This is a genomic window from Mucilaginibacter terrae (genome assembly GCF_042679325.1).
Classification (GTDB): domain Bacteria; phylum Bacteroidota; class Bacteroidia; order Sphingobacteriales; family Sphingobacteriaceae; genus Mucilaginibacter; species Mucilaginibacter terrae.
Genome location: NZ_JBHTMJ010000010.1, coordinates 179,357 through 191,326, shown reverse-complemented (window position 1 = coordinate 191,326; position 11,970 = coordinate 179,357). Strand labels below are relative to the sequence as shown.

The 11,970-nt window shown below is 41.3% G+C and carries 9 protein-coding genes; 2 read left to right on the top strand and 7 right to left on the bottom strand.

Translation table 11 applies throughout. From position 1 onward, the window contains the following. Window positions 1-206 precede the first annotated feature (206 nt). Both ACFQ3S_RS09415 and ACFQ3S_RS09410 read right to left on the bottom strand, forming a co-directional pair. A complete protein-coding gene (locus ACFQ3S_RS09415; RefSeq protein ID WP_377163645.1) occupies window positions 207-1,487 on the bottom strand; it encodes an SGNH/GDSL hydrolase family protein in 1,281 nt (426 codons plus the stop codon). A 62-nt stretch (window positions 1,488-1,549) separates the two neighbouring features. Then, window positions 1,550-2,773, bottom strand: a complete 1,224-nt coding sequence (locus tag ACFQ3S_RS09410) for an OmpP1/FadL family transporter (protein WP_377163643.1) — start codon at window positions 2,771-2,773, stop codon at window positions 1,550-1,552. Window positions 2,774-2,990: 217 nt separating this feature from the next. Here ACFQ3S_RS09410 and atpD point away from each other — a divergent pair, with 217 nt between their 5' ends. After that, a complete protein-coding gene (atpD, locus tag ACFQ3S_RS09405) occupies window positions 2,991-4,496 on the top strand; it encodes a F0F1 ATP synthase subunit beta (RefSeq protein WP_377163641.1) in 1,506 nt (501 codons plus the stop codon). A gap of 91 nt (window positions 4,497-4,587) precedes the next feature. After that, the gene (gene atpC / locus ACFQ3S_RS09400; protein ID WP_377163639.1) at window positions 4,588-4,836 is read left to right on the top strand and encodes an ATP synthase F1 subunit epsilon; all 249 of its coding nucleotides are present in this window, start codon (window positions 4,588-4,590) and stop codon (window positions 4,834-4,836) included. A gap of 204 nt (window positions 4,837-5,040) precedes the next feature. Here atpC and ACFQ3S_RS09395 read toward each other — a convergent pair whose 3' ends face one another. The 5 genes from ACFQ3S_RS09395 to ACFQ3S_RS09375 all read right to left on the bottom strand — a co-directional run bounded on the left by ACFQ3S_RS09395 (window position 5,041) and on the right by ACFQ3S_RS09375 (window position 11,833). Further along, window positions 5,041-7,533, bottom strand: a complete 2,493-nt coding sequence (locus tag ACFQ3S_RS09395; protein ID WP_377163715.1) for a TonB-dependent receptor — start codon at window positions 7,531-7,533, stop codon at window positions 5,041-5,043. Window positions 7,534-8,245: 712 nt separating this feature from the next. Continuing rightward, a complete protein-coding gene (locus ACFQ3S_RS09390) occupies window positions 8,246-8,785 on the bottom strand; it encodes a ferritin (RefSeq protein ID WP_377163637.1) in 540 nt (179 codons plus the stop codon). A 236-nt stretch (window positions 8,786-9,021) separates the two neighbouring features. Beyond that, the gene (locus ACFQ3S_RS09385; RefSeq protein ID WP_377163635.1) at window positions 9,022-9,387 is read right to left on the bottom strand and encodes a hypothetical protein; all 366 of its coding nucleotides are present in this window, start codon (window positions 9,385-9,387) and stop codon (window positions 9,022-9,024) included. A gap of 70 nt (window positions 9,388-9,457) precedes the next feature. Further along, on the bottom strand, window positions 9,458-10,648 hold the full coding sequence (locus ACFQ3S_RS09380; protein WP_377163633.1) for a DNA cytosine methyltransferase: 1,191 nt from the start codon (window positions 10,646-10,648) through the stop codon (window positions 9,458-9,460). 6 nt (window positions 10,649-10,654) lie between these two features. After that, a complete protein-coding gene (locus ACFQ3S_RS09375) occupies window positions 10,655-11,833 on the bottom strand; it encodes an HNH endonuclease (protein WP_377163631.1) in 1,179 nt (392 codons plus the stop codon). Window positions 11,834-11,970 lie beyond the last annotated feature (137 nt).

The following is an 11,970-nucleotide window of genomic DNA, read 5'->3' as shown; positions in this document are numbered from 1 at the left end:
AAAGCTTTGTAAATGACATTTGAGTAAAGAGCCTCTATCTTTTAAATGAATATGAGATTAAAGTTATAAAGTCGGGAGAGTCCGGGAGTTGAGTCGGGTGGTCCGTAAGTGGAATGACAAGAAGCAAAAAGTCCGTTGACCAAGAGCTGAAAGGCAATTACCTTTCTACTCACCGACTAATGGACTTCCCAACTCTCCCCGACTATTTAAGGAAACGTAACGCTCGCAAAAGCTGAAACGCTGGCTAATGGCACGCTCGAATTGTATTTTGCATTAATAGTTTTGATGAACTCATTAGCTTCGATAGCATAACCTTTGGGCGTTAAGTGAACACCATCTAAAGAGAAAACACCACCGATTATAAAAGAGGCATTGAGATTTACGCCATCAATTACAATACCTTTTTTAAGATTATTTAAGAAGCCAAAAGCATCAAACACGGCCAAACCTTTGGCAGCAGCTACGCTATTAATGGTTTGGTTGTAGGCTATTACATGCTCCTGTATAAGTTTAACCTCGTTGGCATCCAGTATGTATTTGTTTTCGATAGGGTTTGCGGGGGTCAGACCATAAAACGCAGTACCGCCAATGAGGGTTGTTGGAAAAGTTAAGATCACCAAATCGGCTGCGGTGGCTTCTCTAACGGCATAAGTTGTGTTAGTCAAATCAGATGTGGCGCGTGCGTTGATGTACAATTTGGCAGTTGGCACTGCCCTTTGTACACTGGCCAAAATAGCCGGTACAGTAACCGTAGTAAAATAGGGTATGGCAGTTACATCGGGAATGGTAGCCACCGCGCCTTTTTTACCGCCTGTGGTAAGGCGATCAACAAGGGCGGTGTACAACGGTACAAATTGGGCGGTTGGGGTAAGTGTTTCGCCTACGCCACCATTTACCGCATAAAGTAACGCATCGTTATTACCCAACCAGCAGGTAAAAAAGGTGTATGGCTTGGCCGTTATAAAATCGAGATAAGTAGTGTTGTTAGTTGGGAAAGATCCCGGTAACATGCGCTCGAAATAAGGATTGGCATTACCTACCTGCGGCGCGGTTATTTGCTGAACCTTTAATGCCGGGATACCATAATTATTGTTATTGCCGGTGTACTTGGTAAATAGCACAATGGGTATGGTTGTCCTCACTGCGGTAGCCTGCACATCGGTTATCACCGGTGAGCCGTTAACAAAACTGCTTAACTTCTTATAACCCGAGCCATCGGCCTGCGCCTCGCTGAACAGCGGCTGATTAAACGTACCACCGCCTACGCTTTTTAATTGCGTAGCTATAATGTTAGGGAAAGAGTTGATTTGCCCGGCGCGATATAAACCGTTATCGGCAAAACCAGCCGTTTGCGAATCGCCCACGGCTATGTACGCTGAAAAATCAGCCGAACCACTGGTAGCAGGTTCCACATCTACCTCTGGTTTACATGCCGATAAAACCAGCAATCCTGCTAAAAATATATTTTTGTAATTATTCAATTTCATCTTCAAATTCTTTTAATGTTGTCTGTCTTATTATCCCCCTTCAGGGGGCCGGGGGGCTTGGCCTACCAGTGGTAAACCAGCGCTATACCCGGTATATATACGTTACTTTTAAATGTCCCGGCTAATTGCGATTCGATATTAGTTTGTGTGCGACTGCCCAGGTATTCATATTCGAACGACAGATCCAGATCGAAGTGTTTGCCGGCCATATAAGTTAAACCGGCTGTGTAAAACTGGCGGTTGGCATCGGGCACTTCGGGGGTTACGTAACCATCTTTTACCGGGGTTGTGGCATAACCACCACCGGCACGAAAGGTAAACTTATCGGTTGCTTTGTATTGTGCCCCTACGCGCAAACTAACTGCATTTTTATAATTACGCGGTGAATAAGTGTCCTGCAAAGTAGCGGTGTTTTGTCCATAATCGAAAGCCAGGGCCTTATAAACATCCCATTGCACATAGTTGGCATCGAAAGCTAAAAGCCATTTGGCGGCCGGGGTATAACCAAACCCAATGGAGGTTGTAGCCGCCAATGGTAACTCGGCACTAAAAGTGTTAGGGCTCGGGAAGTTGGCTTTTAAACTATTAGGTACCGTAAATATGGCATCGCCGTCATTAAGCTTAGTATTTACTTTAGAGCGGTGCGTAATACCAATGGTCAACCCCTTTTTGGTATCAATAAATACACCCGCGTTAAACCCTATGCCACTGCCGCCGCCTTTTAATTCAGCTTCACCCGATGGATTATTAGCATCAGCCAGCGGAATAGCACGTTTTAAGTTTACGCTGCCTTGGTTGTACACAAAACCAGCGCCTATGCTCATAACATCGGTCAGTTTATAACTGAAGGTAGGTTGAAAAAATATGGTTTTCAAGTCTAAAGAAGTAAGCACATACTTGCCAGCCCAATCATTACCCCAGTCGGTTAAACCGCCGTAAGGTGTGTACACGCCAATACCTGCTTTCCAGCGGGCACCTTTAGGTCCCCACACGGCATATACATTAAATGGAGGCGCAATTTTATCGGCAGTATTATATTGCACATTAGAACCGGTTTGCACAAAACCCGATTTAAACAGCAACGGACTAACCCCAGCCTGAATGTAGTTTTGTGGCAGGTTGGCAACGGCACCAGGGTTAAAGAACACTGACGAGCCATCTAACAACAAGCCTGTACCGGTATGGCCCATACCAATTTGCTTCTGCCCTTCCAGGTTTACCTGAAACCCTTGGGCAAATACCGCAAAAGGCAAGCAAGCCATTAATAGCAGTAAAAATTTTCTCATAACTTTTAATTGGTTTTAATTATTTAGATAATTTATAAAAAGGCAGCAAATATATGTAAATTAACAAAGTGTGTATAAGCCAAATTTTAGTTAAAAATGTTTTAGATATGTAATCAAAAAATCATTATAAAGCTTAACTTTGCGCTCCGAAATAGTGTCATTCGTGTATATAAATCTATTTCATTATCAATTTTTTTAAAAATTACGTAGGGTATATATGCCAAACATTGGAAAAATCTCACAAATTATTGGTCCGGTAGTTGACGTAAACTTTGGCGATGATGCACATCTTCCCCGAATTTATAATGCATTGCAGATCACCAAAAGCAATGGTCAAAAAATCGTTTTAGAAGTTCAGCAACACTTAGGCGAAGATCGCGTACGTGCTATTGCTATGGACTCGACCGACGGTTTATTACGCGGCATGCCGGTACTTGACCTGGAATCACCTATCCGTATGCCAATTGGCGACGATATTAAAGGCCGCGTATTTAACGTGGTTGGTGAAGCTATTGACGGTTTACCATCTTTAGATACAACTCAAGGTCGTGGTATACATGCTAACCCTCCAAGATTTGAAGATCTATCTACCGAAACTGAAGTACTGTTTACCGGTATTAAAGTTATCGACCTTTTGGAGCCTTATGCAAAAGGTGGTAAAATTGGTTTGTTTGGTGGTGCCGGTGTAGGTAAAACTGTATTAATTCAGGAACTGATTAATAATATTGCCAAGGCATACTCGGGCTTATCGGTGTTTGCCGGTGTAGGTGAGCGTACCCGTGAAGGTAACGACTTACTGCGCGAGATGCTGGAATCGGGCATTATTAAGTACGGTGATGCGTTTATGCACTCTATGGAAGAAGGCGGATGGGATCTATCTAAAGTAGACAAAGAAGAATTAAAAGACTCTAAAGCAACCTTTGTGTTCGGTCAAATGAACGAACCGCCGGGTGCACGTGCACGTGTAGCTTTATCGGGCTTAACTATTGCCGAGTATTTCCGCGATGGTGACGCTGATGGTAAAGGCCGCGATATCCTTTTCTTTATCGATAACATTTTCCGCTTTACACAGGCAGGTTCTGAGGTTTCGGCATTATTAGGCCGTATGCCATCGGCTGTAGGTTACCAGCCAACACTGGCTACCGAAATGGGTGTGATGCAAGAGCGTATCACGTCGACCAAACGTGGTTCAATTACATCGGTACAAGCGGTTTACGTACCTGCCGATGATTTAACTGACCCTGCGCCGGCTACAACCTTCGCCCACTTAGATGCTACTACCGTACTTTCACGTAAAATTGCTGAGTTAGGTATTTACCCTGCGGTTGACCCTCTGGATTCAACTTCACGTATCCTGAGCGCCCACGTTTTAGGTGATGAGCACTATAATACCGCACAACGTGTTAAAGAAACTCTGCAACGTTATAAAGAGCTGCAAGATATCATCGCCATTTTAGGTATGGATGAGTTATCGGAAGAAGATAAGCTGACCGTATCACGCGCCCGTCGTGTGCAACGTTTCTTATCTCAGCCTTTCCACGTGGCCGAGCAGTTCACCGGTTTAAAAGGTGTATTGGTTGACATTAAAGAAACCATCAAAGGCTTCAACATGATTATGGACGGCGAAGTGGATCAATACCCTGAAGCCGCGTTTAACTTAGTAGGTGGCATTGAAGATGCTATTGAAAAAGGTAAAAAACTGTTAGCAGAAGCGAATAACTAAATCCTACACTCCTCCCCGAAGGGGAGGAGTGTAGGATTTAGATAACAAATTTATATAACCTCTCCCCTTTGGGGAGATTAGAGAGGGGTCCATGACTTTAGAAATTCTTACTCCCGATAAAAAAGTGTTTGAAGGTGAAATTACCTCGGTTACTTTGCCAGGCACAATGGGATCATTTGAGATATTAAATAACCACGCTCCTATTATTTCTACCCTGGAAGACGGCAAACTTGTAGTTCGTGGTAGTGGTAAGGATGATGTGTTTTTCATTAAAGGTGGTGTGGTAGAAGCTAACAACAACCAGGTAATGGTTTTAGCCGAAGGTATTACCCACCGGTAGTATTATCTTAATATGACATTGAAAACGCCCGGCTGCACAGCCGGGCGTTTTTTGTTGGGTTGATATGCGGATAGCAAATTGCTACTAACTCGTACAAATTCATTGCACAAAAAAGTAGACTCAACCGAGCCTCCTTAAAACTAAATAAACTTCCCTACAAAATTTACAACTATAGTTTTAACAATACTTGCAGGTGCGCTGTTATTAAAATGAGTATCGTAGTGTTATACCAAAGGTCCGTTGGTCGCCCAGTACGGCGGCATACTGACCGGCATTGCCACCTGCAGGCAGTAATTGTTCAAAATAGTTTTTGTTGAATAAGTTACGGCTCCATATAAAGGCAGAAACACTATGAGCAGCCCGGAAGCCGGTACGTGCATTAGTGATACTGTACCCATCAATGTTCAGGTAAGCTGAAGGCGAAGGGCTTGAAGAAAATGAAGAACGGAAATACTCATCAACGGCAAAGAAAAACTTGGTGTCGTTGTTAATGAATTTAGCAATTGTACTAAACTCGCCGCCAAATGATCCCGCCCATTTGGAGATACCCGGTAGTTTACTTCCCGAAATATCTTTAAATGCTACCTGCTGACCATTTATGGTTAAACCTGTTTCTTCGAGCGGTAGCGGCGCATTGGTAAACTTCACATATTTGGCATCGGTATAGGCAGCGGCAGCGTTGAAGGTAAAGTTTTGATTAGCTCTAAAATTACCATCAAATTCCAACCCTTTTACATTTACCTTGTCGGCATTGGCTATATAACCACGGTTAACGCCTAACTCGGGCGACTGTACGTTGGTTTGATAATCTTTAATATCTGAGTTATGGAAGTTGATATTCAGAATCAAGTTATCTGAAGGTGTGGTTTTAACACCGATCTCGTAATGTTTAGTTTTTTCGCCTTTAATAACTGCTAAGCTCAAATCAGGTGCGGTACCGCCAACAACGCTCGGAAGTCCTGCCACATTTACACCAACCGGTTTATAGCTGGTAGAATAGTTAGCAAAAGCGTTAATACGTTTGCCGGGCCGGTAAGCGGCAGTTACCGAATACGTAAAGTTTTTTTCGTCGGCATCGGCCACATATTGCTGGCTACTGTAAACGCCATTCTTAATTTTTTGCAGTTCAGCTTTTACCGCAGCACTATTGTTACTGTTTGCAACATCCAATCCTCCACGTGCAACCCGGTCATAAAAAACGTCTTTATTGTCGTAATTTATACGCACACCGGGTAAAAGGTGAAAACTTTTAAATACCTCCCAATCGACGCTGGCGAAAGCTGCTGCACTTTGCGATTGGATAGAAGCGTTGGTATATATGCCATACCCTTCTAATAAACCAGGGGTAGCCCATAGCTGATCGTTAGTTACACCCGGCGTGTTGGCGTTATTACCGGTTGAGCTTTTGGCAAACCTTGCCTGAGCCGATCCCGACTCTTCGGTGCCTGTTATCTTTACTTCCTGATCAATATAAAATAAGCCGATTACACCGCTTAACTTTTCAAAGAACTGACCGGCGTAACGTACCTCCTGCGACCAGTTTTTGTGCTTGGCCGGGTTTTGAGATTTGGCCAGTACAGGCAAACCGGTAAAATCCCTATCGTTAGAGGGGTCCCAGTTCCAGTAGCGGTAAGCTGTGGTAGAGGTTAAGGTACCGGGACCAATTTTGAAGTCGGCGTTTAACGATACGCCGCCCAATTGGTTGCCCGATCTCCAGGGCGTGTCATGGTCAATTACACGTTCAAATGCGTTCAGGCTGGGTAAAGTGTAATTCAGGTCGGCCGTTATGGCGTTGAACTGGCGGTAAGCAGCGCGTTTGGTAGGCACCACACCCGCAACCACCTGTGCGTAACCATCGGGTTTTTGGTCGGTTATATCACCTGCAAGCGTAAGCGCCACCCGGTCACTCGTTTTGTAAAGGAATTGCGCCCGTCCGCCCAGGTTATTCAAATCGTTAGTAGCTCTTCCGGTACGTATATTATCCACCAGGCCGTTACGCTGCGTACCCGAAAACGATACGCGGGCAGCAAGTGTTTTACTCAGCGGACCAGATACCGAAGCCTTTGCCTGAATATAACCATAATTTCCAAAGCTGGTTTCAAACGTGGCCTCGGGCGTAAAACTGGCTTTACGGGTAGTAATGCTTATAGCACCCGCACTTGTGTTTTTACCGAACAACGTACCTTGCGGACCCCGCAAAACCTCAATACGTTCCAGATCCAGAAAGTCGAGCGTAGCAGCTGCCGGACGTGCATAGTACACCCCATCTAAATAAAAACCTACACCCGGATCTAAACCATCATTGGTAAGGCCAAACGGCGACCCGATACCGCGTATGTTAATTCCAGTGTTTCGTGGATTTGATGTATAAAGCTGTACGGAAGGAATGAGTTCCTTAACGCGGTTCACATTAAAAGCACCCGCCTGATCAATTTGCGCGCCACCAATTACCGAAATAGGGATCGGCACATCCTGATTGACCTCTATACGTCTGCGCGAGGTAACCACGATTTGATCGAGCAGGGCACTTTCAACCAGCACAAGGTCTAAAGGCTGATCCTGAAATTTAAAAATCTGGAAATCCTGGGGCTTAAAACCAACTGAGCTTACCTGCAAATAAAATGGTGGTTGCTGCTTGGTTTCAATACCAAATTCCCCACTTTCATTAGCACTTGTTGCTATTTTAGTATTACGTATAATAATAGTAGCGTGTGATACAGGGGTACCATCGGTTCGTTTAACTACTATTTGATGGCATGCTGGGCAAATGCCAGGCCAGACGTTAATAAAAACAAAAAAATAATAAAAAACTTTTTTTTCATGACGTGCGAATATGAAGGTTAAATGGTTGTTTTAATAGAATTAGCCCGCCACCTATCCATGTTGCTGCTATTACTTTATAACACAGCATACCTATGGCCTTTTATGGCAACGAAAATTAAAATGAAGATTTAATGAGCTGTTATTTAATTATGGATTATTGAAAACGTGTACACAAGAGTTCGGCATCAACAGCAACAACAGGCAGTAGAGCACTGCGGGGTTAGGGTAAAAGAAACACATTTTAAATAAATACTATACATAGTCTACCGATTAAGTAGACAAATATATTTTACTTAATCTGCTTTTAATAATAAAATAAATTTTATATGAAATTGATAATTTTATGGTTTTCTAATAACATAGTTATTAGCATTATACTAACAATACCTGATTAGTTGAAGATACTTTGTATTTCAAACGCAAAGCTTATAAGAATTACCTTAACATCTAATACTAAAATCTCTCTGTACGGCGTACACACCATATTACACTGTGAACTTTCACGCTCACAGTGTAATATGAAGCAAAAACTAAAAAAGCCGATACATGAAATGCACCGGCTTTATACTTTATAACCTAATTAAAATTATTCTCCAGCCGCTTCGCTGTTGTAAGTAATTTTATTAACGTGTTTGTCAATTTCCCAGCGACCGGTACCTTCTTCGCCAATAACTTCGAATAGTTCCAACGCACGGCGAGCTTTATACTCTTCTTCGCGTTGTTCTTTCATAAACCAGTTCAGAAACTCGAAAGTAACAAAGTCCTGCTCACGCATGCACGTGGCAGCAATGTTTTTTAACGACTGTGTGATACTAATCTCAGCTTCTAAAGCATCTTCGAACACTTCGCGGAAAGCGGGGTAATCTTGTTTAATATTGGCAACATCAGGTGATACCGCACGCCCGCCCATATCTAAAACATACTTGAACAGTTTTAACTGGTGCATGCGCTCCTCTTCAGATTGCTTAAAGAAATAGTCGGATGAATAATCGAAGCCATTTTGGTTACACCATGAAGCCATGGCCAGGTACATTGACGATGAATGAGCTTCCTTTTTTATCTGTTGGTTCAAAAGTGTTTCGATATCCTCGGATAACAAACACTTGATGCGCATAATGTCTTTCATAATGTTTTACAGTTTATTACTGTACTGATGAGAATACCTACAATAATAGTGCTATAAAACTTAAGCACACTATATAAGCGCAATATGAAATAAGTCTAAATATGGGGAGAGGAGGAGAATCAAGAATATAGATTACAGAATAAAGATAGAGGACATAAAAAAAGAACACATCACACAGATTAAGGATAAAGACAAGAGCATCTTGATTCCTGATTGTATATTCTTGCCTCTGATCCTTAAATCACTATCCTGCTCAACCTATCATGAATGATCTGGTTGAGTTCGAACATGGCAAAGGTGCCTTCTAACAGTTCTTTAAGAGAAATGATCTGTACCAGGTTGAGGAAATAGCAGTGGTTACAGGCGCAAATAAATACCATTTCAATTTCGGGCTGCTTGCTGCTATCTAACAAGGCAGCTTCAATATCCACACGATAAATGGACTTCTTCAATTTTAACAAGCCACGGTAATCAAAACGAACCAATTTGCCGGCGAAGTCAATATACCAGCAATTCTCACGGTCGTTTTGGTAAACAGTACCTTTTTTAGTGCTGAACACTTCAGTATAGTTGGTAGCAGTAGCAGTTTTAACCCCAGTCATCACATCACAAATATAAGACTATTTAGAAGCAGTCCAAATACTAATTGAGGAAATCAATATTGTGGAACTATTAAAAGAAACTTTCTCTAATGCACTGTCCTATTTGAGCGGCCAGTGCTGGTGGCACAGCATTTCCTACTTGTGTAAATTGTCGAGCTGAAGGTCCCAAAAACAAATAATCATCGGGAAAGGTTTGTATCCGCGCACATTCACGTACACTTAGTGTACGTGGTATTTCGGGGTGTAAATGAGACCTTCCACCTCCACTTGTACCTCCTGCTATTACTGTCTTTGATGGTAACAAAGGATCAAGTCTATCCACCCTACCCAATTGATCTCTTTGACCATATTTGAGACGCATATATCTTAATACCGATTCAGATTTATGCTCTCTTGTCTCATTGTTATTTAAGCCATCAATATTACTTAAAACACTTCCTACACTTACTTTACTTAAATTTGGCGGAGGCAGTTTAAAAACACCACCACCACGAGTACCTATTACAAATAATCTTAACCGTTGTTGAGGAAGACCGTAATGCGCCGCATTAACCACAAATGGCTGTGTTACATTATAACCAGCGCTTTTTAACAATTTTGTAGCTGTGGATAACTGCTCGCCATCATCAATATCTCGTAAACCAGGCACATTTTCTATAACAAAAGCTTTAGGTCTAAATTCCATTATCAACCGTATATAGTCAAACAGTAAATTTCCATTCTTTTGATGTGAAAAGCCTACACGTTTAAAATTGTCATTAGACTTGGAAAATCTTTGATTAGATGCAATAGAGAAAGGCTGACAAGGAGGACCTCCTATGAAAATCCCGTCAAATGAAGATGTTAATATAGGAGTTATGGCATCAGCTATTTCTTCAAATCTTGACACATCACCAGAATGAGTTGGCGGACCAAATACGTTCCACTCTGGCCGATTGCGACGAAGAGTTTTACAACAAAGTTCATTGAATTCAAATGCTGCTAAATGTTCGTAGCCAACAGCCTCAAACCCTAAATCCATTCCACCACAACCGGTAAAAAAACTTACAACTTGTTCTGAATTACCTGGTAGTCTAAATTTATCAAGTACGGATTCATTTGTACTGACATGTTTTTTTATATTTGATTTCTCATATATTAAATCATTATAAGACCATCCAGCCTCTGATAGGATATCCGTCAAAGCATCTCCACTCTGCTCTGATCTTTCAAGAAGTTCTATTTGTTTCTCTAAATGAGATTTTGTTATATTAAATGCCATTTATAATCATATAATCAATCCGGAAAACTGTGTTTTTACTTCTTGATATACGCTCTTTGCTTCGCTACCGCTTATAAAGTCCTTTCTATTGTTTCTATCAAGCCAAGTATCGTAATAACGATGAACTGCTCTATGACAATTAGGACAAACAGGCACAAGATCATTTAAGGTTGTATTTTTTCCTTCTACACGTGTTCCAGAACAAAGTGGCAGTAAATGATGAATATCAAGAACACGCTCAGTCCAGTGATATGTTTTCTTTGTATTCAGGTGGCAAATATCGCAAATTGCTGTGGAATTTGCTGAAAAAAATTGATTTCGTAAACCGCTATTTCTTTCTATAGTGATGTGAGTCTTTTTTATTTTATTTCCTTCTCTAAAGCCGCTTTCAATAACTGCCCCAATGATTGTGTTAGGATAATCCAATTCTAATGTACTCCCACCTTTAAACAGTGATGCTAAACGGCGAATTTCCGCATTGCGATCAGTAGAACGAGGACCTGATATTGGAACCAAATCGTCAAAAATTTCATATGCATCTGCCGGATTTAAAGACACGATTATTTTATCACTATGGATATGCAAATATGAAATTTGTGATATAACTTTTAGACTTTCTTTCGCCTGCCTCCTTAACTCACTCGGTATCGCTCTTCCTATTGAACTATAATCTTTTGAAGAATTAATTGCTGATATAAACTGTTCTTGTCCCTCACCTCCAATATATTTGCTATCAACATATGCACCTATAATTTCGTCAAGACTCGCGACAGGTATATCACTTGTAGCAGTCTTTGCTAAAAGATATTTTATTGCAAAAAGAAGAGGGTATCGAAAATTTGCATTAGGTTTCCAATTTGCTAATGCTGGGGATGGCTCTGTAAATGCACAAAGCAAAAAATGGAGATACTCATCACATGTAACAGTTCCAGCATTTGAAAGTAAAAATGCAACAGGGGTTGCTTTAGCAACGTTATTCTCTTCACTTACCAAAAGCATTAATTTAAGAACACGAGAATAATTTCTCCAAGGTGTGTAATTCATAGGAGCAAACATCAATCCAGTTTCATGAGACAAAATACTTCTATCTCCATTCTTAAAATCATTTTTAACAACATATGAAGCAATTTGACGCAATGCATCAAATTGAAAATACTCTAAACGTCCTTGATCCCAGTGCCACATACTTAAGCAAATTAAATCTATTAAAAATTTTACAAAATTATTGATAAAATAATTTAATAATTATTACTAAAGGTAACCAAAAAAGGGAGCCACGCAAAAACGCAGCTCCCTTTACTATATAATGACTCCCCAACCGG